This window comes from Micromonospora sp. NPDC023644, from assembly GCF_040640115.1.
Lineage (GTDB): Bacteria > Actinomycetota > Actinomycetes > Mycobacteriales > Micromonosporaceae > Micromonospora.
This window is the reverse complement of record NZ_JBFABA010000002.1, coordinates 89,312-116,285: the sequence shown is the minus strand read 5'-3', so window position 1 is coordinate 116,285 and position 26,974 is coordinate 89,312. Positions and strand designations below refer to the sequence as shown.

Below are 26,974 nucleotides of genomic sequence, written 5' to 3'. Positions count from 1 at the left end.
ACCCATGACAGACGGCGACAGCCGGTACGTCGGCACCGGCGGGGCGGTGCCACCCGATCACGGGGACGGCTACGCCGTGTCGTCGGCGCAGGAGCAGCTCTGGTTCGTCGACCAACTGCGCTCCGGCGCCAGCGAGTACCTCCTGCACCAGGCGGTCCGGGTGCGCGGCCCACTCGACACCACGGCGTTGGGGGCCGCCTGGACCGAGATCAGCGCGCGGCACGAGATCCTGCGGACCCGGTACGACACGGTGGACGGGCGTGCCGTGCAGGTGATCGACCCGCCCGGCCCGGTCGAGATCGAGCTCGTCGACCTGACCGACTCGCCGGCCGACGACCGGGACCGCCGCCTCGACGAGGTGGTGGCCGCGGCCCTCGACGTCCCGCTCGACCTGCGCAAGGACCCGCCGCTGCGGACCCGGCTGATCCGCTGCGCGGCGGACGACCACGTCCTGCTGTTCGTGGTGCACCACATCGCCTTCGACGGCTGGTCCTGGGGCGTCCTCGCCAGGGAGCTGCACGCCCTCTACGGGGCGTTCGTCGCCGGCCGGCCCAGCCCGCTGCCGCCGCTGCCCGTCCAGTACGCGGACTTCGCCGCCTGGCAGCGCGAGAACTGGCTGTCCGGGCCGCACGTCGACGCCCAGGTCGGCTACTGGCGGGAGCGGCTGTCCGGGCTCGGCCCGCTGGAGCTGCCCACCGACCGGCCCCGGCCCGCGCAGTGGCAGGCCGACGGCGACGGCCTCACCTTCACCGTGCCGGCGGAGCTGGCGGCGGCGCTGACCCGACTCGGCGCGGACCGGGGCGCCACCCCGTTCATGGTCTTCCTCGCCGCCTTCCAGCTCCTGCTCGGCCGGTACGCCGGGCAGAGCGACGTGGCGGTCGGGGTGTCGGTGGCCGGGCGGCACGAGGTCGAGCTGGAGGACCTCGTCGGCCTCTTCGTCAACACCGTCGTGCTCCGGGCCGACCTGGCCGCCCCGGCGTCCTTCCCCGACCTGCTCGACCAGGTCCGGACGACCACCCTGGACGCCTACGACAACCAGGAGGTGCCGTTCGACCGGATCGTCGCCGAGCTGGCCCCGGAGCGGGACCTGTCCCGCAACCCGCTGTTCCAGGTGGGTTTCGGGCTGCACAACGCCGACCCGGCCCCCTTCGCCCTGTCCGGCCTGACCGTCACCGAGCAGCCCACCTCGTGGACCTCGTCCGCGTTCGACCTCTCCCTGCAACTGGTCGGGCAGCCGGACGGCTCGTACCACGGGGAGGTGGTCTTCCCCACCGCGCTGTTCGACGGCGCCCGGGTGCACCGGATGATCGCCAACTACCTGCATCTGCTGGCCGCCGTCGTCGCCCACCGGGTCCCCCTGGCCGAGCTGGACCTGCTGGCCCCCCGGGAACGCCGGGAGGTGCTCGGCGAGTGGAGCCGGGGCGCCGACCGGGCCGCGGGCCCGGGGCTGCCGGAGCTCTTCCTCGCCCAGGCGGCGGCGACCCCCGACGCGACCGCGCTGATCGCCGACGACGGCGCCGAGGTTCGCTACGCCGAGCTGGCCGGCCGCGCCCGGGAGTTCGCCGCGCACCTGCACACCGTCGGGGTCCGCGTCGGCACCCCGGTCGGGGTCGCGGTGCACCGCGGGCCGGACCTGGTGACCGCGCTGCTCGGGGTGCTGCTCGCCGGTGGCGTCTACGTGCCCCTCGCCCCCGACCAGCCGGTCGGCCGGCTGGAGTTCATGGCCGCCGACGCGGGGGTGTCGGTGCTGGTCACCGAGTCGGCCCTGCGGGGCCTGCTGCCGGCCGGTGACGCCCCGGTGGTGCTCGTCGACGCCCGCCACGACGCCGCGGTCGGGGCCGGTCGTGGCGACGGCGCCGCGGCGTCGCCGCCGGCCACCGACCCCGACGCCGCCGCCTACGTCATGTACACCTCCGGATCGACCGGCCGGCCCAAGGGCGTCGTGGTCACCCACGCCGGCATCCGCAACCGGGTGCTGTGGTCGGTCGAGCAGTACGCGCTCACCGCCGCCGACCGGGTGCTGCAGAAGACCGCCCTCGGCTTCGACGCCTCCATGTGGGAGTTCCTGGCCCCGCTGGTCAGCGGCGGCGCGGTCGTGCTGGCCGCCCCTGACGCCCACCGCGACCCGGGCGCGATGCTGCGGGCGGTGCGGGCGCACGACGTCACGGTGCTGCAACTGGTGCCGTCCGTGCTGCGGGTGCTGCTGCACGAGTCCGACCTGTCCGGGTGTGCCGCGCTGCGGCTGGTCTGCTCCGCGGGGGAGCCGCTGCCGGTGGCGCTCTGCGAGCAGCTTCGCGCCCTGCTGCCCGTGGAGATCTGGAACACCTACGGTCCCACCGAGTGCGCGATCGACGCGACCGCCTGGCGTTACCGTGGCGACGAGGGCACCGGGACCGTCCCGATCGGCAGGCCGCTGCCCGGCTGCACCGTCCTGGTGCTCGACGCCGGCGACCGGCCGGTGCCGGTCGGGGTGGCCGGCCAGCTCTGCCTCGGCGGGGTCGGCGTGGCGCGCGGCTACCTGGGGCGACCCGCCCTGACCGGGGAGAAGTTCACCCCCGACCCGTATGCCGCCACGCCGGGCAGGCGCCTGTACCGGACCGGCGACCTGGCCCGCTGGCGCGACGACGGCAGCCTGGAGTACCTGGGCCGCCTCGACGACCAGGTCAAGCTGCACGGGGTACGCATCGAGCCGGGCGAGGTCGAGGCGGCCCTGCGGCGGCACCCGACCGTCGACGCGGCGGTGGCGACCCTGTACCGGCCGCCCTCGGGCGATGCCGAGCTGGTCGCGTACGTGGTGCCCGCCGCCGGCGCCCGGATCGATCCGGACGGACTGCGCGACGCGCTCGCCGACCGGCTACCCGCCGCGATGGTCCCGTCCACCGTGATCAGCCTGGACGCCCTCCCGCTGACCGCGAACGGCAAGCTGGACCGGGCGGCCCTGCCGGCGCCCGACGGCCCCCGGCCCGGCGCCGACCGGAGGTACCTGCCGCCGGCCACCGACACCGAGCGGACCATCGCCGGGATCTGGGCCGAGCTGCTCGGCGTCGAGCGGATCGGCCGGGACGACAACTTCTTCACCCTCGGCGGCCATTCCATGCTCGCCATCCGGGGCGTGCTCCGGGTGCGCCGGGCCCTCGACGTGGAGCTGACCGTCGGGCAGCTCTTCACCGCCCCCACCGTCGCCGAGCTCGCCGCCCTGGTCGACGCGGCCCGCCCCGGCGCCGATGGCTCCGCCGACGAGCCGGCCGGTGCGGCGATCCTGCCGGTCGCGCGGGACGGCGACCTGCCGCTCTCCCTCGGCCAGCGCCGGCTGTGGTTCCTGGACCAGCTCGAACCGGGCAGCCTCGAATACCTGATCCCGATCTCGATGCGGCTGACCGGCCCGTTCGACGTGGCGGTGTTCCGGCGGGCGGTGGACGAGGTGGTCAACCGGCACGAGATCCTGCGTACCCGCTACCACTCGGTCGGCGGCGAGCCCGTGCAGGTGGTCGACCCGCCGGCACCGGTCGGCTGCGAGCTGATCGACCTCAGTGGGGCCCCGGACGCCGCCGACCGCGCCGAGGCGCTGCTGCGGGCGGCCGCCAGGCGTCCCTTCGACCTGGCCGCCGAGCGCGTGATCCGGGCCCAGGTGGTCCGGGTCGCCGCCGAGGAGCACCTGGTCGCGCTGACCGTGCACCACATCGCGTTCGACGTCTGGTCGATGGACATCCTCCTGCGCGAACTCGACACCCTCTACCGCGCGTACGCCGGCGGCGGCCCGGTCGCCGCCCTGCCCGACCTGCCCGTGCAGTACGCGGACTTCGCGGCCTGGGAGGCGGCCCGCCAGGACGGCCCCGAACTGGACGCCCAGCTCGCCTACTGGTCCCGGCAACTGGCCGGCGCGACGCCGCTGGAGCTGCCCACTGACCGGCCCCGCCCGGTGCTGCGCGACCCGGCCGGCGACAACGTGGTCGTCGACGTGCCGACCGACGTCGGGCGGGCACTGGCCGAGCTGGGCAACCGGGAGGGCGCCACGCTGTTCATGGTGTTGCTGGCGGCCTTCCAGGTCATGCTCGGCCGGTACGCCCGGCAGGACGACGTGGTCGTCGGCACCCCGGTCGCCGGCCGGACCCGACAGGAGACCGAGGACCTGCTCGGCTTCTTCGTCAACAACCTGGTGATGCGCGCCGAACTGGTCGACGGCCAGCCCTTCCCGGTCCTGCTCGACCAGGTGCGCCGCACCGTGACGGACGCGTTCCGCAATCAGGACGTCGCCTTCGAGCGGCTGGTCGACACGCTGCGGCCGGACCGGGACCTGTCCCGCAACCCGCTGTTCCAGGTGATGTTCGAGCTGCAACACCTGGAGCGGATGACCGCGACCCTCGGCCCGGCCGCCATCGAGCACGTCGACAGCGCGTACCCGGTGGCCAAGTTCGATCTCACCCTCTCCGTGGAGCAGCACCCGGACGGCCGGCTGCGCTGCTGGTTCGAGTACGCCACCGCGCTCTGGGACCGCCGCACCGTCGAGCGGATGGCCGGGCACTACCTGCACCTGCTCGCCCAGCTGGCGACCGCCCCGGGAACCGCCCTGCGTGACCTGACCCTGCCCACCGACGCGGAGCGGGCGTACCTGACCGGGGAGTGGGCCGGCGAGCCGGCCGGGCCGCTGGGCGCCGCCGGAGCGAGCGGCGCCGGCGTGGTGGAGCTGTTCAGCCGGCGGGTCCGGCAGCACCCGGACGTCGTGGCGGTGGAGTTCGACGGCCGGCGGCTGACCTTCGCCGAGCTGGACACCCGGGCCAACCGGCTCGCCCACCACCTGCGCGGACTCGGGGTACGCCCGGAGGTCCCGGTCGCGGTCTGCCTGGAACGCGGCCTGGAGGTGGTGGTCACGCTCCTCGCGGTGCTCAAGGCGGGCGGGGTGTACCTCCCGGTCGACCCGGACCATCCCACCGAGCGGCTGCACTTCATGCTCGCCGACGCGGGGGCCACGGTGGTGGTCACCGAGGCGCGCTTCGCCGACCGGGTCGCCGCCGACGGCGTGGCCGTGGTCGCCGTGGACGCCGACCGGGCGGTGATCGCCGGTCGGGCCGGCACCGCGCCGGACCCGTCGAGCGGGCCGGACGACCTCGCCTACGTCATCTACACCTCGGGCTCCACCGGGCGGCCCAAGGGCGTGATGATCCCGCACGGCGCGTACGCCCACCACTGCGGCGTCATCGCCCGGGCGTACGACATCGCCCCCGGCGACCGGGTGGTGCTGCTCTCCGCGCTCACCTTCGACGTGGCGATGGACGGCATGATGGCCACCCTGCTGGCCGGGGCGACCCTGGTGGTCAGCGACCCGCTCTTCTGGAGCCCGGCTGAGCTGCCGGACCGGCTCGCCCGGCACCGGGTCACCCACATGGAGATCACGCCCGCCTACTACCGGGAGGTGATGGACGCCCTGCCGGCCGGCGACGACCGCCTGCGGCACCTGAAGCTGATGAACGTCGGCAGCGACGTGGTCACCGTCGCCGACGCCCGGCGCTGGGCGGCCACCGGACTGCCCGGCCGGTTCCTGGTCAACTACGGCCCGACCGAGGCCACCGTCACCTGCCTGCTGCACCCGGTCACCGGCGACCCGCCCGGCGAGCGGGCCGAGGCGGCCCTGCCGATCGGCCGCCCGGTCCCCGGCACCCGGGCCTACGTGGTCGACGAGCACCTGGACCCGGTGCCGGTCGGGGTGCCCGGCGAGCTTCTGCTCGGCGGGGTACGGCTGGCCCGGGGCTACCTGGCCCGGCCCGGCCTGACCGCCGACCGGTTCGTGCCCGACCCGTTCGGCGACGGCTCCGGCGGTCGGCTCTACCGCACCGGCGACCTGGTCCGGTACCGGCCGGACTCGACGATCGAGTTCCTCGGCCGGATCGACCAGCAGGTCAAGATCCGGGGCTTCCGGATGGAACTCGGCGAGATCGAGTCGGCCCTGGCCGAGCACCCGGCGGTCCGCGCGGTCGCGGTGGTGGCCCGGGAGACCCAGCCGGGGGAGAAGGGCCTGGTCGCCTACCTGGTCTGCCGGGACGGCGCCCCGCCGTCGGTCGGCGAACTCCGGGCCCACCTGGGCGAGCGGCTGCCGGACTACATGGTCCCGGCCCAGTGGATGGTGCTGGACGCACTGCCGCTGACCACCAGCAAGAAGGTGGACCGCCGGGCCCTGCCCGCGCCGACACCGGTGCGCGCCGACACCGGCCGGGCGTACGAGGCACCCCGTACCCCGTTGGAGGAGACCGTGGCCGAGATCTGGGCCGCCGTGCTGGAGGTCGACCGGGTCGGCGTCCACGACGACTTCTTCAACCTCGGCGGTCACTCGCTGCTCGCCACCCGGGTGCTCGCGCACCTGCGGCAGAGCTTCGACATCGACCTGCCGCTGCGCCTGCTGTTCGAGCAGACGACCGTGGCCGACCTCGCCGACGCGGTGCACACGGCCATCGAGAACGAGATCGCACGGCTTTCCGACGCCGAGGTGGCGGAACTGCTGAAGGAAGGAAACCTGTGACCACCAGCCACACCCCGAGCGCGTCCCTGCGACAGGAACTGCTGGAGCGGCGCCTGCGGGGGGCCGGTCAGTCCCGCCGCGCCGACACCATCACCCCGGCCCCGCGCACCGGTCCGCTGCCGCTGTCCTTCGGGCAGCACCGGCTCTGGATGCTCGACCAGTTGCAGCCCGGCGGCACCGGGTACCTGATGTCCGTCGGCCTCCGGCTGCGCGGCCCGCTGCACTCCGACGCGCTGTGCCGGGCGTTGACCGAACTGGTCGCCCGGCACGAGATCCTGCGGACCCGGTACGTCGTGGTCGACGGTGAGCCGGCGCAGGTCGTCGACCCGCCCGCCCCGGTCGAGATGGCGGTGACCGACCTCGGCGACACCGACCGGGAGACGGCCCGGCGGCGCCTCGGCGAGCTGCTCGCCGCGCCGGACCCGGTCGACCTGGCCGCCGGCCCGGCGTTGCGGGCCCGGCTGGTCCGGCTCGCCGAGGACGAGCACGCCCTGGTGCTCGCCATGCACCACATCTCCTCCGACGGCTGGTCCGAGGGGATCATCCTGCGCGAACTGGCCGCCCTGTACGGCGCGTTCGTCGCCGACCGGCCCTCCCCGCTCGCCCCGCTGCCGATCCAGTACGCGGACTTCGCCGTCTGGCAGCGGACCCGGCTCGCCGGGGACCGGCTGGACCGGCAGGTCGACCACTGGCGGGACCGGCTGGCCGGGCTGACGCCGTTGGAGCTGCCGACCGACCGGCCCCGGCCGCCGGTGTGGAACCCGGACGGCGGGCTGGTCACCTTCACGGTGCCGGCAGCCGTCGCTGGCCGGCTCCGTGACCTGGGCCGGGCGTCGAACGCCACCCCGTTCATGGTGCTGCTCGCCGCGTTCCAGGCCCTGCTGGCCCGCTACACCGGGCAGACCGACGTCGCGGTGGGCGCCCCGGCCGCCGGTCGGGACCGGTTGGAGGTGCACGGTCTGGTCGGGCTCTTCCTCAACACGCTGGTGCTGCGGACCGACCTCTCCGGCGAGCCGACCTTCGTCGAGGTGCTGGCCCGGGTCCGGGAGGCGGTGCTGGACGCGCAGTCGCACCAGGACGTGCCGTTCGAGCGGATCGTGGACGCGTTGTCCCCGGAGCGGGACCTGTCGCGCAACCCGCTGTTCCAGACCATGTTCCTCTTCCAGGAGGGCGGGTCGGCCGGCTTCGACGCCGGCGGCCTGGTGGGGGAGGAGCTCTCCGTCGGCCCGGCCACGGCGAAGTTCGACCTGACGCTCGGGCTGGCCGAGGAGGCGGACGGCTCCCTCTCCGGCGGGGTGGACTTCCCGACGGCGTTGTTCGACACCGCGACCGTGCGGCGCCTGGCCGGGCACTACCGGCAGCTGCTGACCGCGGTCGCCGCCGACCCGGAGACCCCGGTCACCCGGCTGCCCATGCTCACCGACACCGAAACGGCCCAACTCGCGGCCTGGAACGACACCGCCGTCGACCGCCCCCTTCCGGCCGCGACCCTGACCGCGCTGCTGGACGCGCAGGCCGCCCGCACGCCCGACGCGGTCGCGCTGCGCTTCGGCGGCGAGGAGCTGTCGTACCGCCGGTTGCACGCCGAGGCCGGCGTCCTCGCGCGGCGCCTGCGACAGGCCGGCGTCGGACCGGAGTCCGTCGTGGCCGTCTGCCTGCCCCGCGGCCTGGACCTGATGCGGGCGCTGGTGGCGATCCTGAAGGCCGGCGCCGCCTACCTGCCGTTGGACCCGGACCTCCCGGCGCAGCGCCGCGCCTTCATGGTGCGCGACTCCGGCGCCCGCCTGGTGATCACCGCGGACTTCATGGCCGCTGAGGACCACGCGTCCCCCGCCGGCGACCCGCCGCCGTCCGAACCGGTCACGCCCGGGCACGCCGCCTATCTCATCTACACGTCCGGGTCGACCGGCCGGCCCAAGGGCGCCCTGATCGAGCACCGCGCGATCGTCAACCGCCTGCTGTGGATGCAGGACGCCTACCGGCTCGACGCCTCGGACCGGGTGTTGCAGAAGACGCCGGTCGGGTTCGACGTGTCGGTGTGGGAGCTCTTCTGGCCGCTGGTCACCGGCGCGACGTTGGTCCTCGCCCGCCCCGGTGGGCACCGCGACCCGGCGTACCTGGCCGAGCTGATCCGGACGGAGGGGATCACCACCGTCCACTTCGTACCGTCGATGCTGCGGGCCTTCCTGGCCGAGCCCGTCGGACCGCTGCCGTCCCTGCGGCGGCTGCTCTGCAGCGGCGAGGCGCTGCCGCCGGAGCTGGCCGCCCGGGTGCACGAGCGGATCGGGTGCGAGCTGCACAACCTGTACGGCCCGACGGAGACCGCGGTCGACGTCACCGCGGTGCGGTGCGAGCCCGGCGAGCCGGTCACCATCGGCCGTCCGATCGCGAACACCACCGCCTACGTCGTCGACGCCGCCCTGGCGCCCACCCCCGTCGGGGTGCCCGGCGAGCTGCTGATCGGGGGCGTGCAGCTCGCCCGGGGCTACCACGGCCGGGCCGCCCTGACCGCCGAACGGTTCATCCCCGACCCGTTCGCCGCCGCGCCGGGGCGACGCCTGTACCGCACGGGCGACCTGGCCCGCTACCTGCCCTCCGGCCACATCGAGTACCTCGGCCGGCTCGACCACCAGGTGAAGATCCGTGGTCAGCGCGTCGAGCTCGGCGAGGTCGAGGCCGTGCTGCACGAGGCTCCCGGCGTCGCCGCGGCGGCGGTGGCCGTGCACGACGAGCAGCTCGTCGGCTACCTGGTCGGGCCGGAGACCGTCGACCGGGTGCGCGCGTACCTGCTCGACCGCCTGCCGGACGCGATGGTCCCGGCGCGCTGGACGATCCTGCCCGCCCTGCCGCTGACCGCCAGCGGCAAGGTGGACCGCCGCGCCCTGCCGGCGCCCGACCGGGGCGGGGCGGGCGACGGCCACGTCGCCCCGCGTGACGAACTCGAGAAGCGGATCGCCGACGCGTTCGGCGTGGCGCTCGGCATCGACGCGGTCGGTGTGACGGACAGCTTCTTCCTGCTCGGCGGCGACTCGATGCGGGCGATCCGGATGGTGGGGCTGCTGCGCGCGGCCGGCCTCGCGGTGTCGGTCCAGGACCTGTTCACGCACCAGAGCGTGGCCGACCTGGCGGGCGTGGTCGTGCCGACCGGGCCGGCCGAGGAGGCGGAGCCCACCGTCGACCGGTTCGCGCTGGTGAGCGACGCCGACCGCGGCCGGCTGCCGGACGGGCTCGTCGACGCCTATCCGATCACCCAGAACCAGGCCGGCATGCTGTTCGAGATGCTGTCCGGCGGCGACCGGCCGGTCTACCGCAACGTCTCCTGCTACGGGATCAGCGACCAGCTGCCCTTCTCGCTGGACGCGCTGCGGGAGGCCGGGCGGCTGCTCACGGACCGGCACGAGATCCTGCGTACGTCGTTCGACCTGTCCAGCTACTCCGAGCTGATGCAGCTCGTCCACGCGTCGGTCGACCTGCCGATCGGCTACGACGACCTGCGCGGGCTGCCGGCCGACGAGCAGGAGGAGGCGGTACGCGCGCACCTGCGGGCCGAGCGCGTCCGCCCGTTCGACATCACCACGGCGCCGCTGTTGCGCTACCACGTGCACCAGGTCGGCGACTCCGAATGGCGGCTGACCCACTCGGAGAGCCACGCGATCCTCGACGGCTGGAGCCACACCTCCACCGTGGCGATGCTGATCTCGTTGTACCGGACGCTGCGCGGGGGCGAGCGGCCCGCCCTGCCGCCCCCGCCGGCGGTGCGGTTCGCCGACTTCGTCGCCCGCGAGCGTGAGTCCCTCGCCTCGGTGCCGGACCGTGACTTCTGGGCGGCGACCGTCGCCGGGTCGGACCGGCTCGAGCTCCCGCCGGAGTGGGGCACCGAGTCGGACGCTCCGGCGACCGTCATCGAGGTGCCGTGGGCCGATCTGCGTCCCGGACTGCGCCGGCTCTCCGCCGCCGCCGGCACCTCGCTGAAGAGCGTCCTGCACGCCGCGCACCTCAAGGTGATGAGCATCGTCACCGGCCGGCAGCGGTTCTTCAGCGGCCTGCTGTGCAACGGCCGCCCCGAGCGGCTGCGCGGCGACGAGGTGTTCGGCATGTTCCTCAACACCGTGCCGTTCGCCGCCGACACCTCCGCGCGCACCTGGCGCTCTCTGGCCGAGGCCGTCTTCGCCGGCGAGGCGCGCCTCTGGCCGCACCGCCGCTACCCGCTGCCGTCCATGCAGCGGGAGTGGGGCAACGGCACGCCACTGCTGCGGGTCGGCTTCTCGTACCTGGACTTCCACGTGCTCGACGGTCCCGCCGAGTCGGTCGAGATGGTCGACGACTTCAGCCCGAGCAGCGTCGGACTGGACGTGTGGACCTTCCCGGGAGTCCTGCGCCTGGGCGCCCGGCCCGCCGACATCGACCGGCCGTACCTCGAACTGCTGGCCCGGACCTACCGGCACGTGCTGGAGGCGATGGCCGCCGATCCGGACGGCGACACGGACGTCGGCCTGAGCGCCGCCGACCGGGCCTGGGCGGTCGAGGCGTACCAGCCCGTCGAGCGGTTCCCGGCGGAGCCGTTCGTCCACGACCTCGTCGCCGAGCGCGCCGCCGCCGTGCCGGCCGCGGTGGCGGTGCGGCACGGCGACGCCACGCTCACCTACCAGGGGCTGGACAGGCGGTCCGACGCCCTCGCCGCGCGGCTGGCGGAGCTGGGCGTGCGGGCGGACACGATCGTCGGCATCCACCTGCCCCGCGCGACCGACCTCGTCGTCGCGATGCTGGCCGTCCTCAAGGCGGGCGGGGCGTACCTGCCCCTCGATCCCGCCTATCCCGCCGAGCGGATCGGCGACATGATCCGCGACGCGGCGCCCGTGGTCGTGCTGACCGACGCCGAGCTGGCCCCGAGGCTGCCGTGCACGGCAGCGACGGTGCTGGTCGCCGACCTGGCCGACGGCGGGCCCCGGGCGGCGCGCCCTCCGGCGGTGCGGCTCAGCGGGGACAACCTCGCGTACGTCATCTACACGTCGGGCTCCACGGGACGGCCCAAGGGCGTCGCGGTCACCCACCGCAGCGTGCTCAACTTCTGCCACGCGCAGCGACGGGTCCTGGACGCGCACGCCGGGGACGAGGTGCTGCAGTTCGCCTCGCCCAGCTTCGACGCGTCGGTCTGGGAGATCCTCCTGGCCCTCGCCAACGGCGCGGCGCTGGTGCTGCCCCCGCCGGACGTCGACCCCGGCGACTTGCGCCGCCACGCGGCCGAACTCACCCACATGACCCTGCCGCCGCCGCTGCTGGACCGCCTCGACCCGGCCGCCTTCCCGCGCCTGCGGGTGCTGACCACCGGCGGCGAGGCGTGCACGGCCGACCAGGCGGCGCGGTGGGCCGACCGGGTCCGCGTCCTGCACGCCTACGGGCCCACCGAGACCACCGTCGTCGCCACCATCGCGGAGCTGCGGGCCACGGACACGGCACCGCCGCCGATCGGGCTCCCGCTGGGCAACGTGCGCGCCTACGTCGTCGACGACGAGCTGCGCCTGCTGCCCCCCGGGGTACGCGGGGAACTGATGCTCGGCGGGGCGGGCGTGGTGCGCGGATACCTCAACCGGCCGGAACTCACGGCCGAGCGGTTCGTGCCGGACCCGTACGCGTCCCGACCGGGCGAGCGCATGTACCGCACCGGCGACGTGGTCTCCCGTGATCCCGACGGCACCCTGCACTTCCACGGGCGCCGTGACCACCAGGTCAAGGTCCGCGGGTTCCGGATCGAGCTCGGCGAGATCGAGCACGCCCTCGCCGCCCACCCGGCGGTGGCCGCCGCGGTGGTCGCCGTGCACCGGGCCGGCACCCCGGACGCCTCGCTCGTCGCCTACACCCGCCCCGCGAACGGGACGGCGGCGTCCCCGGCCGCGCTGCGCGACTTCCTGCGCGAGCGGTTGCCGCAGCACCTCGTCCCGCACCACTACCTCTCGGTGGAGGACTTCTCGTACACGCGCAACGGCAAGGTCGACCGGACCGCCCTTCCGGCGCCGGACGGCTCGCGGCCGGTGACCGACGTCGAGTACGTCGCCCCGCGCTCGGACGTCGAACAGCACATCGCCACCGCCTGGAGCGAGGCGCTCGGCATCGAGCGGATCGGTGTGCACGACGACTTCTTCGACCTCGGCGGCCACTCGCTGGCGATGATGCGGCTGACCGCGACGCTGCGCAGCCGGCACGGCTACGAGCTGACGTTCGGCTCGTTCGTCGAACACCGCACCGTCGCTGGGCTGGCCGCGACCCTCCAGGACCCGGCGGCGGCGCCGGCCGGCGCGATGATGTGGCTGCGGCGCGACGGCGACGGCCGGCCACCGCTCTTCTGCGTGCACCCCGGCGGCGGCAGCGCCCACTGGTACCTGCGCCTGGCCCCGCACCTGCACCCGGACCAGCCGGTGGCGGCGTTCGAGTGGCCGGGCCCGCATCCGGAGGGGACACCCACCACGGCGCAGATGGCGGAACGCTACGACAACGAACTCCGCCGGGCCCAACCGCACGGACCGTACCGGCTGTTCAGCTGGTGCGGCGGCAGCGGCATCGCCAGCGAGATGGCCCACCGGCTGGTCGGGGACGGGCACGAGGTGACGCTGATCCTGCTCGATCCGGGCCTGGACATCCACACCCGCGCCGACGCCTGGAGCGAACTCGCCCTGATCCGCCGCCTCGAACTGCTGCTCCACGAGGTGAGCACCGGCGGCGACGAGGCCGACACGCTGGAACGCCGCAAGGAGATCCTCGACCTGCTCGAGCACATCGTCGACGACATCGACGAGGAGACCGGCATCACGCTGCCCGAGCGCGGCGTGGGGGATTCGTGGCCACGGCAGGTCCGGATCTGGCGCGAGGTCATGGAGGTGGACGTCGAGTACCGGCACCGCCCCTGGCCGGGGCGGCTCGAGCTCATCGTCAGCGACGAGCTCGCCTGCGGCCAGCACGAGGTCACCTCCGGCCAGAGCTACCCGGACTACCTGGCGCGCTGGGAGGAGCTCTGCACCGGCGGCGTGCGGGTGCACCGGGTGCCGGGTGACCACTTCAGCGTCATCAAGCCGCCGCACGTCACCGAACTCGCCCGCGTCATCGTCGACGTGCTCGGTGAGGGCTGACCGTTGTCACGGATGCCGGCCGCGCCCGTCGGGCGCGGCCGGATGAGAGGAAGAACTGGATGAGTACCCACACGAGCCCACCACCGCTATCGGTAGCCATCGTGGGCACGGGCAACATCGGAACCGACCTGCTGTTGAAGGTCGAGGCGTCCCCCCTGCTGAAGTGCGTCCTGTTCGCCGGGCGCCGCGCCGGGTCACCCGGGATCCAGTTGGCCGAGAGCCACGGGGTGCCCACCAGCGTGGACGGGATCGACGCGGTCGCCGCCCGCGCCGAGCACATCGACCTGGTCTTCGACGCGACCTCGGCCGAGGACGCCACCCGCCACTGGTCGGTCGTCGCGCCCACCGGGCTGCCGTTCGTCGACCTCACGCCGGCGCACCTCGGGAAGTTCTGCGTGCCGGCCCTCAACCTGGACGACTGCCTCGACGAGCAGTACCTCAGCATGGTCACCTGCGGGGGACAGGCGGCGGTCCCGATGGCCCACTGCATGGCGGAGGCCGCGGAGGGGATCGACTACCTGGAGATCGTCTCGGCCAGCGCCTCGGCCAGCGTCGGCCCCGCGTCACGGGCCAACCTGGACGAGTACGTGCACACCACCGAGCAGGCGACCATCGACTTCTGCGGCGTGCGGCGCACCAAGACCGTGCTGGTCATCAACCCCGCCGAGCCCGGCATCGTGATGCGCAACTCCATCGCGGTGACGACCGCCGAGCGGATCGACCTGGACGCCCTGCGCGCCTCCGTCGCGATGATGGAGAAGCAGATCAGGTCGTACGTCCCCGGCTACCGCGTCGTCGTCCCGCCGGTGGCCGTCGGGGACCGGGTCACGATCATCGTCGAGGTCGAGGGCCGAGGCGACTGGTTCCCGCGCTACGCCGGCAACCTCGACATCATCACCTGCGCCGCGCTCGCGGTCGCGGAGGCCCGGGCAGAACGGCGGCGGTCATGAGCGGCGCATCGAAACTCAGCATCTGCGACACGACCCTGCGCGACGGCAACCACGCGGTCGCCCACCAACTCGGCCGCGCGGACATCAGCGCGTACGCGCGGGCGGCCGAGGCGGCCGGCGTGGACGTCGTCGAGGTCGGCCACGGCAACGGGCTCGGCGCCTCGTCCATCCAGGTCGGCATGGCCGCGCTCAGCGACGCCGAGATGCTGCGCGCCGCCAAGGCCGAGCTGCGTACCGCCCGGCTCGGCGTGCTGTCCATCCCCGGGTTCGCCAGTGTCGAGCGCGACCTCAAGCCGGCGCTGGACTGCGGCGTGGACGAGGTCCGCGTCGGCGCGCACTGCACCGAGGCGGACGTCACCCGGCAGCAGGTCACGATGCTGCGGGCGATGGGCGTGGCGGTCAAGGGAATGCTGCTGATGAGCCACATGGCATCCGCGGCGAAGCTGGTGGAACAGGCCCGGCTCATGCAGAGCTACGGCGCCGAGGCGGTCATCCTGATGGACTCCGCCGGCGCGTACACGCCGGAGAAGGTCCGCGAGAAGGTCGGCGAGCTCGTCGAGAACCTCGACATCGAGGTCGGTTTCCACGCGCACAACAACCTCGGCATGTCGGTCGTCAACAGCATGGCGGCGATCGAGTCGGGGGCCACCATCGTCGACGTCACCGCGCGCGGCTTCGGCGCGGGCGCGGGCAACGCGCCGATCGAGCTCGTCGCGGCCAACCTGCACGTCGAGCAGCTCGAGACCGGCATCCAGCTCTTCGGCGCGCTGGACGCGGCCGACGTGGCACAGGAGCGTTTCGTCAAGCACGTACCCACCAACGACAGCGTCACCATCGCCAGCGGGATCGCCGGCGTGTTCTCCGGGTTCGCCGCGCCGGTGCGGCGCGCGAGCGCCCGCTTCGGCGTCGACCCCCGCAGGATCCTGCTGGAGCTGGGCAACCGGCGGGTGGTGGCCGGCCAGGAGGACACCATCATCGAGGTCGCCATGGCGCTGGCCGCCGAGAAGGAGACACCCAGCCAGGTGTGAGTGGGTCGTCAGGGTTCGCATCAAGTGACGTAGGAGGAGCAATGCAACGCCATTCCCCGCTCGACGGCGCGGCCGACCTGGCCGCGGTCGCCGCGCTGCTGCAGATCGGCGCGGAGATCGGAGTGGATCGACTGCTGGACTCGGGCGGCACGTTCAGCGCCGCGGAGCTGGCCGCGACCGCCGACCTCCCGCAGGCCGGCGTGGACGACTACCTCGCCGCGCTGGTCGCCGCCGGACTGGTGGTCGGCACGGAGGTCCCGGACCGGTTCCGGGCGGCCGAGGACTACCCGGACCGGCGGTACGCGGCCGGCTACGTGTCCTGGGCCATGAGCGCGAACGGCCCGTTCCTCGCCAACGCCCGGGAGTTCCTGGCCGACCGCGACGCGGCCGCCCGGGTCCACCGGCGCAACGGGCGCCGGGTGGCGGTCAGCTCCCGGTGGATCGGCGAGCGGGCGTTCTATCCGCCGATCGTCGACCGGGTCGTCTCGGCCGGCGCCCTGCGCGTGGCGGACCTCGGCGCCGGCGCGGGCGGGCTGCTCATCAGGCTCCTGGGGCAGGACCCGGCGCGTACCGCCGTGGCGCTCGACAGCAGCGGCGCCGCGTGTGCCGCGGCGCGGGAGGCGGCCGCCGCCGCGGGGGTGGCCGACCGGCTCGAGGTCGTCGAGCGTACGGTCGAGTCCCTCGCGGACGACCCCGGACCGGTCGAGGGCGCGAACGCCGTGCTGGCGTGCTTCGTCATGCACGACATCGTGGCGGACGAGGCGGTGGCGAAGGCCGTCCTGGGCGCCTGTCGCGACGCGCTCGCCCCGGGCGGGTTCATGGCGGTCGCCGACGCGGTCTCCTACGCGCCCGACCCCGCGGAGCGGAGGTTCAGCGCGCTCTTCACCTACCTGCACGCCACCTTCATGAGCGTGACCCTCCCGACCGAGCGGCGGTGGCTGGACACGTTCCAGGCGGCGGGCTTCTCCCGGACCGAGTGCGTGCCGCTCGGCGTGCCCGGCGGCCGGCTCTTCGTGGCGGTCAGGTAGTGGCCGACACGCTGCCCCTGCACCGCGAGCTCGCGCGGGAACTGCGGACGGCGGCGCGGACCCTTCGTGCCGTGCCGCCGGTCTCGGTCCGGCACCCGGAGCTCGACCTGGCGGACGCCTACGCCATCCAGAGCGAGCTGCGCGAGATGGAGCTGGCGGCCGGTGCGGTCCTGGCCGGGCTCAAGATCGGTGCGACGAGCGAGGCGATCCAGTCGATGTTCGGCATCGACCATCCCGACTTCGGCTACCTGACCGACCGGATGGTGCTGCCAGACGGGGCCGACCTCGACCTGAGCCGGTTCATCGCCCCGAAGGTCGAGGGCGAGGTCGCGTTCCGGTTCGCGGCGGACCTCGCCGGCCCGGCCGTGACCGCGCGCGACGTGCTGGCCGCCACCGCGGAGGTCCTGCCGGCGCTGGAAGTGCTCGACAGCCGGATCCAGGACTGGCGGATCGGTCTCGTCGACACCGTCGCCGACAACGCCTCGTCGGCGTTGGCCGTGGTCGGCGCCGGCGTGCCGCCCGACACGACGGACCTGGCTGACGCGCGCATGCAGCTGCGTAGCCGCCACGTCGCGCAGGAGGGGCGGGGCTCGGCCGTGATGGGCCATCCGGCGGAGTCCGTGGCGTGCCTGGTCCGCATCCTGTCCGGGTTCGGCACCGGGATCGAGGCCGGTCAGCTCGTGCTCTCCGGTTCCTGGGCGGCGGCCGTGGACCTCGTGCCGGGGGACACCGTGCGGGCCTCCTTCGGCGCGCTCGGCTCGGTGTCGCTGACCACCCGCGGCTGAGCCGGCCGGGGCCCCTCGGCCCCGGCCGGGCCGACCGACCGCCCGCTGGTCGGGCAGCACGCACCCGACGACCTGTTCGACGACGAGACGACTACGACCGAGGAGACCCCGGACCGATGACCATGCTGGTGGACGAGACGGTACCGCCGCACAAGGCGGCCTACGACTTCTCCCTCTTCGAGGCGATGGAGTCGGAGGTGCGTTACTACTGCCGCAAGTTTCCGGTGGTGTTCGACCAGGCCCGGGGCGCCGAGCTCTACGCCGAGGACGGTCGGATGTTCACCGACTTCTTCTGCGGCGCCGGCACCTTGAACTACGGCCACAACCACCCCCACCTCAAGCGCCGGATCACGGAGTACCTCGCCAGGGACGGCGTGATGCACGGCCTGGACATGTACACCGTGGCGAAGCGGACCTTCCTGAGCCGGCTCCGGGAGCACGTGCTGGCCCCGCGGGGGCTGGACCACAAGGTGCAGTTCTGCGGGCCGACCGGCACCGACGCGGTGGAGGCGGCGCTGAAGGTGGCCCGCCGGGCCACGGGACGGCGCGGCATCGTCTCCTTCACCGGGGCCTACCACGGCATGTCCCGCGGGTCGCTCGCGGTCAGCGGTGGCCGCCGGGCCCGCGCCGCCGGGCAGGTGGGCACGGCGGACGTGACGTTCGTGCCGTACGAGGACGGTCCGGCGGGACCGTTCGACTCGATCGGCTACCTGGAGCGGATGTTGTCCGACCCGTCGTCGGGGCTCGACCTCCCCGCCGCGGTGATCGTCGAACCGTTGCAGATGGAGGGCGGGGTGTACCCGGCCTCGGCCGACTGGCTGCGCCGGCTGCGCGAGCTGACCACCCGGTACGGCATCCTGCTCATCTTCGACGAGATCCAGTCCGGCTGCGGACGGACCGGCACGTTCTTCTGCTTCGAGCACGCCGACGTGGTGCCGGACGTCATCACCGTCTCCAAGGCGATCGGCGGTTACGGCCTGCCGCTGTCGATGGTGCTGTTCCGACCGGCCCTCGACGTCTGGTCGCCGGGGGAGCACACGGGCACCTTCCGGGGCAACCAGCTCGCCTTCGTCGCCGGTGCCGCCGCCTGCGAACTCTGGGGCCAGGAGGGGTTCCGGACCACCGCCGTGGTCGGCGCCCGGCGGCTGGAGCGCTTCGGCGCCGAACTGCGCGACAGCGAGCCGGCCCTCGTCGTCCGGGGCCTGGGCATGGTCCTCGGCATCGACCTGCGGGCGGCCGGCGGCGCCGAGCGGGCCGACCGGATCCAGCGGCGCTGCTTCGAGACCGGGCTGATCGTCGAGCTCTGCGGACGCGACGACGAAGTGATCAAGGTGATGCCGCCGCTCACCATCGACCTCGCCCGGCTGGAGCGGGGCCTCGCCGTGCTGCGCCGGGCCATCCAGGCCGGCTGACCGACTCCCACCACCGCGACCGTTCCCGAAGGAGCCCGATGGACCGTCGTCCCCGCCGTCACCTGCTGTCGATCCAGGACCTGAGCGATGCCGACCTGCGGCACCTGGTGGCCCGCAGCGCCGACCACGCCGCCGGTCGGGTCCGCCCCGCCGACCAGTTGCGCGGCCTGGTCACCGCGGTCTACTTCCGCCGTACCTCGACGCGGACCCGCACCGCCTTCTCCAGCGGGGCTCTGCGGCTCGGCTCGCATCTGATCAGCTACGGCCCGGGGGATCTGCAACTGAACACCGGCGAGACGGTCGAGGACACCACCCGGGTGCTGTCCGAGATGGTCGACCTCTTCGTCGCCCGGACCGCCGACCCGGTCGCCGAGCTGCGGGCCTTCGCCGCGCAGGACCGGATGGGGGTGATCAACGCGATGAGCGCCGAGGAGCACCCCACGCAGGCGCTGGCCGACCTGAGCGCCATGACCGAGCGGTTCGGCCGGGTCGACGGGCTGCGGGTGCTCTACGTGGGGGAAGGCAACAACACCGCCGCCGCGCTCGCGCTCGCCCTCGGCCGGTTCACCGGAACCCGGTTGTACCTGCGCACGCCGCCCGGGTACGGGCTGGACCGGGACGTCCTCGCCGCCGCCGAGGTGGCCGCCAAGCGGACCGGCTCGGCAGTCGCCGAGGCGCACCACATGACGGACCTGCCGGAGGTCGACGTCGTCTACACCACCCGCTGGCAGACCACCGGCACCACCAAGCCGGACCCGGACTGGCGCCGCGTCTTCGCGCCGTTCCAGGTCGACGGGGCGGTCCTGGCGGCGAGCCCGCAGGCGGTGTTCATGCACGACCTGCCGGCGCACCGGGGTGAGGAGGTCACCGCCGGGGTGCTGGACGGGCCCCGCAGCATCGCCTTCGACCAGGCCAGGCACAAGATGTCCAGCGCTCAGGCCGCGCTGGAGTGGTGCGCCGGGTGAGCCGGCCGCCGGTCGCTGCGGCACCTGTCCGACCGGTGCCACGGCAGCGGCCGGCGGGCGCGGGAGCGTCGGCGGCCCGGCCCGCCTCGACGCGTGGCGGGCATCCCGGGCCGGGGTCGGTGCGCCGCCGAAATATGGGTACCGGCTACCCATGTGACCCCTTCGGGGGCGCCGGCACGATATCGGCATGGACAGGTCGGGGACGCGGGATGCGGCGGCGGTGAGTGGTGCGGGCGGCGCGTGGTGGGCGCCCGGCCTCACGCTCGCCGAACGGGTACGGGCAGCCGGCGACGGCGGGCCCGTCGCCGCCGACCCCGTGTCCGCGCAGGCCGTGCAGCGGCTGCAGGACTGGCGCTCGGCGTACGAGCTGGGGACGACGGGTCAGTTCGCGAACCGCCTGGCGGCGCTGAAGATCACCGAGCGGCAGTTCCTGGCTCTCCTCGACCGGCCGCCGGCGGCGCTGGCGGACGGGTCGGACGCGCCCGCCTGGGCCGGGTTCACCGAGCGGGCGCTCGGCCTCGCCCCCGACGAGACCCTCCAGCTGCCCGCCCACACCCCGTGGTCCGACGCCTTCGCCGGCGTGCTGGCGCCGTTCGTCACGGCCGCCTGCGCCGACCTGCGGCAGCGGGTACGCGCTCCCGGGACGTCCACGGTGGTCGACCTCGCCGCGGTGTACGCCGGGTTCGCCGACGCGCTTCGTCGCAGGCTGGTCGCGACGGCGTCGCGCACCTTCGTCCTGGAACTCAACGTCGCCCGCGCCGCCGGCCGGTTGGTGGGCCCCACGCCCGAGCACCGGTTCGCCGCCTTCGTGGCCGACCTCGCCCAGCGCGAGCGGCTGACCCGGCTGATGACGGACTACCCCGTGCTGGCGCGGTTGCTGGCGACCGCCTGTCGGCACGCCGTCGAGGCGACGGCCGAGCTGCTCGACCGGTTCGTCGCGGACCGGGGGGAGATCCTCCGCCGGCTGCTCGACGGGCGCGATCCGGGGCCGCTGACCGGATTCGACGTGGCGGGGGACTCGCACGGGCACGGGCGGGCGGTGGCGATGCTGCGCTTCGCCTCCGGCGCCCGGGTGGTCTACCGGCCGCGCTCGGTTGCCGTCCACGTGCACTTCAACGAGGTGCTGGACTGGCTGAACGGGTTGCTGCCGGAGCTGGAGCTGCGCACGTTGACCGTGCTCGCCGGCGGTGGCTACGGGTGGATCGAGGTCGTCGACCGTGCCCCCTGCTCCGACGTCGGCCAGGTGGGCGCGTTCTACCGCCGGCAGGGGGTGCTGCTCGCCCTGCTGTACCTGCTGGGCATGACGGACATCCACCACGAGAACCTGATCGCCTGCGCCGACCAGCCCGTCCTCGTCGACGTCGAGACGCTGCTGCACCCCGACCTGCCGGTGCCGACCGCCGCGCCCGATCCCGCCGCCCGGGCGCTGCGGACGTCGGTGTACCGCACCGCCCTGCTGCCGCAGCCGCTCATCGGCGAACGCGGCCTGCTGGACGTCTCCGGCCTCGGTGGCGACCCCGGCGCGCAACAGCTCCGGGAGGCCGTCGAGTGGGCCGGGGCCGGCACCGACACGATGCACCTGGTACGCCGGTTCGCGCCCGTGCGGGCCGCCGAGAACCGCCCGATGCTGGACGGCGTCCCGGCCGATGCCGCCGAGTACACGGCCGAGCTGCTCGCCGGCTTCCGTGCCGCGTACCGCGCCATCGCCCGGCGAACGGGCGACCTGACCGGCCCGGACGGCCTGCTGCGGCGCTTCGCCGCCGACGAGCTGCGGGTCATCGTCCGGTCGACGCGGACCTACACCGTGCTGCTGAGCGAGTCCACCCATCCCGACGTGCTGCGCGACGCGCTCGACCGGGACCAGATCTTCGACCTGCTCTGGGCGGCCTCGGTGGACGACCCGATGCGGAACCGGCTGGTGTCCCGCGAGATCGAACAGCTCTGGGACGGCGACGTCCCCCTGTTCACCTGCCGTTCCGAGGACCGCGACCTGGCCGGTGGCGACGGCGTCGGATTCGTCGACCTGCTCGACGAGCCGGTACTGGCGACCGCCCTGCGCAAGATCGCCGGCATGGGCGTGGTCGACCAGCGCGACCAGGAGTGGATCGTCCAGGCCGCGCTCGCCGGCCGGCTCGGCGGGGCACGCCACGAGTGCGCCGAGCCGGTGTCCGTGCGGTGGGAGGCGACGGCACCGGACCCGGGCAGGCTGCTCACGGTCGCCTGCGGCATCGCCGACAAGATCATCGCAGACGCCTACGACGACGGCGTGTTCGCCAACTGGCTCGGGCTCGAGCCGGTGGACGGCGGGCACAGCACGATCATGCCGCTGGGCGCGGGGCTGGGGACCGGATACCCGGGCACCGCCCTCTTCCTGGCCGAACTGGCCCGGCTCACGGACGTCGACCGCTACGCCGAGGCCGCCGGCCGGGCGGTGCGCCAGCTTCCCCTGTTGCTCACCGCGCTGGAGACCCGGCCGCACCTGGCCGGCACGGTCGGCAGCGGCGGGTTCACCGGCCTCGGGGGGATCGCCTACGCGGTGGCCCGGCTCGCCGGCCTGCTCCAGGACGACGCGCTCGGCGACTCGGTCGAGACGGCGGTACGCCTCGCGGCGATCGCCGCCGCGACGGAGACCAACCTGGGCGTGCTCGACGGGCTTGCCGGCTGCCTCGCCGCGATGCTCGCCGTCAACGAACTGACCGGTCTGCCGCTCGCCGCCGAGACGGCCCGCGACTGCGCCAAGCGGCTGCTGGCGGCCGCCCCCTCGCTGCCCGCGCAGCCCGGCTTCGCCACCGGCACGGCCGGGATCGGCTGGGCCCTGCTGCGATTCGCGCGGGTGGAAGGCGACGAGCGGCACGCCGAGGCCGGCCGCGCGATGGTGGCCCGCGCCGCCACCGGTCCATTCCCGCAGCCGTCGACCCACTCGTGGTGCCACGGCGTCCCGGGAATCGCGGCCGCCATCGCCGACCAGGGCCCGTTGCTGGCAGACCCCGCGCTGGCCGCCTTCGTGGACCGCGCGGCGACCGCCGTGTCGAAGACCGGGCTGGTCGGCGACCACAGCCTCTGCCACGGGGAACTGGGCCGGCAGGAGATGCTGTCGGTCGCCGCCGCCCGCGGTCGCCGGGCCGCGGTCAGCGTCCGCTCCGACCAGGCCGGACAACTGGTCGCGGCGCTGGACCAGGCCGGCCCGAGGTGCGGTGCTGCCGGCGGCGTGAGCGTACCCGGCCTGCTGGACGGCCTGGCCGGGATCGGCCACGGACTGCTCCGTATCGGCTTCGCCGACCATGTGCCCTCGGCACTGCTGCTGCATGCCGAGCCGACGACATCCGGACGCGGTGTCGACAGATAGAAGGGGGAAGACATGCGGGACGACGTGACCGCTCCTCATCCGGCTGGGCCGGTGGCGGAGCACGAGCCAGCCGACACGCACCCGGCGGGCGAGATCAAGCTCAGCTTCCTGCGGCACCTCGGCAGGCGGTCGGGCATCCTCACCGGCCTGATGGTGGCCGCGCCCGCCTTCGCGGGCATCATCGACACCGGCACCGGGGGGCACTCGGGGGCGTAGGCACGGCCGGCGGCACCCCTTTTCGTGTCGCCTCATCGACAGCGGGCGTTCCGCGTCGGACGCGGCAATGCGGGTGCAGCTCACGTTAGCCTGCGGCATGCGCTTCTCCTCGCCGGTGGTGATCGGACGTGACTCCGAACTCCGCGACGTCGACGCCCGACTGACGGCCACGCGGGCCTCGTCCGGCGGGACGGTCTTCCTGATCGGCGAGGCGGGGATCGGCAAGACACGGCTCGCGGAACACTGCGCGCACGCGGCGGCGGAGGCCGGCATGGAGCTGCTACGGGGACGTAGCAGCTCCACCGGCCCCATCGTGCCGTTCCGCCCGCTGACGGAGGCGATCTTCTCGCTGTCGCGTACGGGCCGGCTGCCGGACAACAGGGAGCTGGCGCCCTACCGACCGGCCCTCGCCCGGCTCGTCCCAGAATGGCGGGACCCCGCCGTGCCGGAACGGGTGGCCTCGATCGTCGAACTGGCCGAGGCCGTCCTGCGGCTCGTCACCGCCGTGGCGGGCAGCCGGGGCTGCGTGCTCATCCTCGAAGACATCCACGACGCCGACGCCGAGACCCACGCCGTCGTGGAGTACCTGGTCGACAACCTCGCCGACCTGCCCATCCTCATGGTGGCGACCATGCGGCCGGCCAGCGGCCCGGCGACCGATCTGGCCTGGGCCGCGGCGGTGCGCCGGACGGCGACCGTCGTCGAGCTGCGCCGCCTCTCCGACGAGGAGGTGCACGAACTCGCCTCCGCCTGCCTCGGCGCCGACGCCCTGCCCGCCGAACTGACCGACCGGCTGGTGCGCGACAGCGAAGGCAACCCGTTCGTCGCGGAGGAACTGCTCAACAGCATGATCGGCGCGCGCGCACTGGTCCGCGACAGCGACGGCTGGCGGTTCACCGACGACCCGGCCATCGCGTTGCCGAACACCGTCACGCTCAGCGTGACCCGCCGGCTGGACAGCCTCGACCCGCAGGCGCGGACACTGCTGCACACCGCCGCGGTGCTGGGCCGTCGGTTTCCCGTGGCCGCGGTCCGGGCGGCGACCGGCCTCGAGGAGCGGGCCATGCTGAGCCACCTGCGTTCCGGGGTGGACGTCGAAGTCATCATGCCCGACCGGTCGACACCCGACTGGTACTCCTTCCGCCACGCGTTGACCGCCGACGCGATCCTGACCGCGCTCACCCCGGCCGAACGGTCCGCGCTGGCGAAACGCGCCGCCGACGCGCTGGAGTCGGCGTACGCCGGGCTGCCCGGACACTGGTGCCAGCTCGCGGCCGAGCTCCGGCAGACCGCCGGCGACAACCACGCCGCGGGTCTGTTGTTCGCGGAGGCGGGCCGGCGGGCACTCGGCGACGGCGCGACCACGTCGGCCGTCACCCTGCTCGACCGCGCGTACCAGCTGATGTCCGACCCACCCGACCCCGACGCACGCGCCGGCATCCTCGAGTCGCTGCTCAACGCCCTGGCCGAAGCCGGCCACGCGGACCGGGCGTTCGCCCTGGTCAACGACGCGACCTGGGTGAACGCCGTGACCCTCGGCGTCGAGCAGCACGTCAGCCTCCGGACCCGGCTCGCCTGGGTCGCGGTCACGACCGGGCGGTGGTCCGACGGCGCGTCCCAGGTGCGCATCGCCCGGGCGATCCTCGGCAGCACCCCGCCGCCGGGGCCGGCGGCCCGGGTGGACGTGGTCGAGGCACACCTGATCTTCGGCGACGGCGACGGCTGCGGTCGGACCGCGGAGGCCGAGCAGCTCGTGCTCAAGGCCCTGGCGGTGGCCGAACAGGTGGCGATGGCGGAGACGGCGTGTCAGGCACTGCAACTCCTGGCCATGATCGCCCGGGCTCGCAGCTTCGACGAGGCGGAGTCCTACCTGACCAGGATGTTGACGATAGCGGAGGAACACCGCCTGCCCCTGTGGCGCATCAACGCGCTGTTCCGCCTCGGGGTCAACCAGAGCATGCGGACCGGTGAGCAGACGCTGCTGTGCCAGGCGGAGCAGGCCGCGCAGCTGTCCGGCGCCATCATGCTCGGGCACAGCATCGAGGGCGTGCACGCGATCCGTGCCGTGATGCAGGGCGACTACCCGAGAGGTGACGAGCTCGCCGCCCGGTGCGCCGCGGCGACCGCCCGGCTACGCAACATCGACGACCAGCAGTTCGCCCTGGTAACGGCCGCCGCCTCCGCCGCCCACCGCGGACAACGGCGACTGATGGAGCGCCGACTCGAGGAGTTCCGGGCGGCCGGTGGGGGAGAGTCCGGGCACGTACCGCTGGCCTACGGCCTCTGCGAAGCCGTCTGCGCGCTGCTGGAGGAGGACCGGCCGGCGGCGATCCGGGCCCTCGACCTGGCCCGCGCGTGGGAGGACGACCACCCGAACACCTACTACATGACGGGTCGCTTCGGGCTGCGACCGCTCCTCGACGCGCTGGCCGGGTCCGTGGACCGCACGGGCATGGAGGCCGTGGCGCTGGCCCCGGGAGCGAGCCTGCGCTGGAACCGGCAGTTCCTGCACCTGGGAAAGGCGGTGGTGCACGGGCGCGCGGGGCAGCGCGAGCGGGCCGCCGCGGAGGTCGCGCTGGCCCTGGACGCCGCGGCGCCCTACCGCATGGCCCGTCACCTGGGGTTGCGGCTGGTCGCCGAGGCCGCGCTCGCCGACGGGTGGGGCGAGCCCGTCGCCTGGCTGCGGGCAGCGGAGGACTACTTCCACAACGTCGACGCGCCGGTGATCGCCGGGGCGTGCCGGGGCCTGCTTCGTCAGGCCGGCGCATCGCTCGGGCAACGGCGCTCCGGCCACGACCGCATCCCGGCCCGGCTGCGCGCCCTCGGGGTGACCGTGCGCGAGCACGAGGTGCTCGTGCTGCTCGCGAAGGGCCACGACAACCAGGACCTCGCCGCGCTGCTGCACCTCTCGCCGCGTACGGTCGAAAAGCACGTCGCCAGCCTGCTGCTCAAGACCGGGCACGCGAACCGGAAGGCGCTGCGCGACAGCGTGGACGATCTGCTGCGGCACCCGCCGCACCCGTAGGCCGGCGACGTCGCGCGGTCCCGCACGCCTCGAACGGCGCCCTGACGGCCCCGGGCGGCCGAAGCCGCCCGGGCCGGGATCTGGCCCTGCCTGTCTCGCCTGGGCCAGGTGTTCGTCGGCCGCACGGTCAGCCGGTACGGCGGGAGCGGGCCAGGGCCAGTCCACCGAGGACCAGGGCGGTCAGCCCCAGCACCAGGGCCAGGTAGGCCCCGCCTCGCCCGTTGCCGGTGCCGATGCCGCTGTCGGAGGTGGCCACCACCACCCCGCCGAGGGCCGTGCCGACCAGCGCCGCCGCCAGGGCCACGGTGGCGCCCAGCCGCCCGTTGCCGGTGCCGAGGCGACTGGTGGGGCGGGCCAGGGCCAGCCCGCCGACGATGACGCCGGCCAGCCCCAGCACGGCGGCCACGGTCGCCCCGAACCGCCCGGCGCTCATGGTGAGGGCGCCGGCGGCGGCCGGCTGGCCCGTGACGTGCGCGGCCGCCGGTGCGGCGAGCCCGAACCCCCCGAGCAGGGCGGCTGCGGTGGCGGCGAGCACCAGTTGGAGCGACTTCAGGGTTTTTGACGAGCTCATGTCCGTCTCCTCTCGT

12 protein-coding genes are annotated in these 26,974 nt (G+C 74.2%); 11 read left to right on the top strand and 1 reads right to left on the bottom strand.

The features are described from left to right. Positions 1–4: 4 nt before the first annotated feature. The 11 genes from AB0G08_RS02025 to AB0G08_RS01975 all read left to right on the top strand — a co-directional run bounded on the left by AB0G08_RS02025 (position 5) and on the right by AB0G08_RS01975 (position 26,387). Positions 5–6,511 (top strand): amino acid adenylation domain-containing protein, encoded by a 6,507-nt coding sequence (locus AB0G08_RS02025; protein WP_358081773.1) that lies wholly within the window; start codon positions 5–7, stop codon positions 6,509–6,511. Further along, positions 6,508–13,632, top strand: coding sequence for an amino acid adenylation domain-containing protein (locus AB0G08_RS02020; RefSeq protein ID WP_358081770.1), 7,125 nt, complete (start codon positions 6,508–6,510; stop codon positions 13,630–13,632). Before AB0G08_RS02025 ends, AB0G08_RS02020 begins: the two co-directional genes overlap by 4 nt. 59 nt (positions 13,633–13,691) lie before the next feature. Further along, a complete protein-coding gene (locus AB0G08_RS02015) occupies positions 13,692–14,582 on the top strand; it encodes an acetaldehyde dehydrogenase (acetylating) (protein ID WP_358081767.1) in 891 nt (296 codons plus the stop codon). Next, entirely contained in the window at positions 14,579–15,610 is a 1,032-nt protein-coding gene (dmpG, locus tag AB0G08_RS02010; protein ID WP_358081764.1) for a 4-hydroxy-2-oxovalerate aldolase, read from the top strand. Before AB0G08_RS02015 ends, dmpG begins: the two co-directional genes overlap by 4 nt. Before the next feature lie 41 nt (positions 15,611–15,651). Further along, positions 15,652–16,638: a class I SAM-dependent methyltransferase gene (locus AB0G08_RS02005; protein WP_358081760.1), complete on the top strand. Its 987-nt coding sequence runs from the start codon at positions 15,652–15,654 to the stop codon at positions 16,636–16,638. Beyond that, positions 16,638–17,423: a fumarylacetoacetate hydrolase family protein gene (locus AB0G08_RS02000; protein ID WP_358081757.1), complete on the top strand. Its 786-nt coding sequence runs from the start codon at positions 16,638–16,640 to the stop codon at positions 17,421–17,423. Before AB0G08_RS02005 ends, AB0G08_RS02000 begins: the two co-directional genes overlap by 1 nt. A 116-nt stretch (positions 17,424–17,539) precedes the next feature. Further along, positions 17,540–18,835, top strand: a complete 1,296-nt coding sequence (locus tag AB0G08_RS01995; protein ID WP_358081754.1) for an aspartate aminotransferase family protein — start codon at positions 17,540–17,542, stop codon at positions 18,833–18,835. 38 nt (positions 18,836–18,873) lie between these two features. Then, positions 18,874–19,800: an ornithine carbamoyltransferase gene (locus AB0G08_RS01990; RefSeq protein WP_358081751.1), complete on the top strand. Its 927-nt coding sequence runs from the start codon at positions 18,874–18,876 to the stop codon at positions 19,798–19,800. 187 nt (positions 19,801–19,987) lie between these two features. Then, positions 19,988–23,146: a type 2 lanthipeptide synthetase LanM family protein gene (locus tag AB0G08_RS01985; protein WP_358081748.1), complete on the top strand. Its 3,159-nt coding sequence runs from the start codon at positions 19,988–19,990 to the stop codon at positions 23,144–23,146. A gap of 12 nt (positions 23,147–23,158) precedes the next feature. After that, on the top strand, positions 23,159–23,362 hold the full coding sequence (locus AB0G08_RS01980) for a hypothetical protein (RefSeq protein ID WP_358081745.1): 204 nt from the start codon (positions 23,159–23,161) through the stop codon (positions 23,360–23,362). 97 nt (positions 23,363–23,459) lie between these two features. Further along, positions 23,460–26,387, top strand: a complete 2,928-nt coding sequence (locus AB0G08_RS01975; protein WP_358081742.1) for an AAA family ATPase — start codon at positions 23,460–23,462, stop codon at positions 26,385–26,387. 127 nt (positions 26,388–26,514) lie between these two features. On the opposite strand, the gene AB0G08_RS01970 is transcribed toward AB0G08_RS01975, so the two are convergent. Continuing rightward, complete coding sequence (locus tag AB0G08_RS01970) at positions 26,515–26,958, bottom strand: DUF6223 family protein (protein ID WP_358081739.1); 444 nt, start codon at positions 26,956–26,958, stop codon at positions 26,515–26,517. Positions 26,959–26,974 lie beyond the last annotated feature (16 nt).

Coding starts and splice junctions, on each gene's coding strand:
- AB0G08_RS02025 (WP_358081773.1), top strand. CDS start 5: ATGACAGACGGCGACAGCCGGTACGTCGGCACCGGCGGGGCGGTGCCA.
- AB0G08_RS02015 (WP_358081767.1), top strand. CDS start 13,692: ATGAGTACCCACACGAGCCCACCACCGCTATCGGTAGCCATCGTGGGC.
- dmpG (WP_358081764.1), top strand. CDS start 14,579: ATGAGCGGCGCATCGAAACTCAGCATCTGCGACACGACCCTGCGCGAC.
- AB0G08_RS02005 (WP_358081760.1), top strand. CDS start 15,652: ATGCAACGCCATTCCCCGCTCGACGGCGCGGCCGACCTGGCCGCGGTC.
- AB0G08_RS01995 (WP_358081754.1), top strand. CDS start 17,540: ATGACCATGCTGGTGGACGAGACGGTACCGCCGCACAAGGCGGCCTAC.
- AB0G08_RS01990 (WP_358081751.1), top strand. CDS start 18,874: ATGGACCGTCGTCCCCGCCGTCACCTGCTGTCGATCCAGGACCTGAGC.
- AB0G08_RS01985 (WP_358081748.1), top strand. CDS start 19,988: ATGGACAGGTCGGGGACGCGGGATGCGGCGGCGGTGAGTGGTGCGGGC.
- AB0G08_RS01980 (WP_358081745.1), top strand. CDS start 23,159: ATGCGGGACGACGTGACCGCTCCTCATCCGGCTGGGCCGGTGGCGGAG.
- AB0G08_RS01975 (WP_358081742.1), top strand. CDS start 23,460: ATGCGCTTCTCCTCGCCGGTGGTGATCGGACGTGACTCCGAACTCCGC.
- AB0G08_RS01970 (WP_358081739.1), bottom strand. CDS start 26,958: ATGAGCTCGTCAAAAACCCTGAAGTCGCTCCAACTGGTGCTCGCCGCC.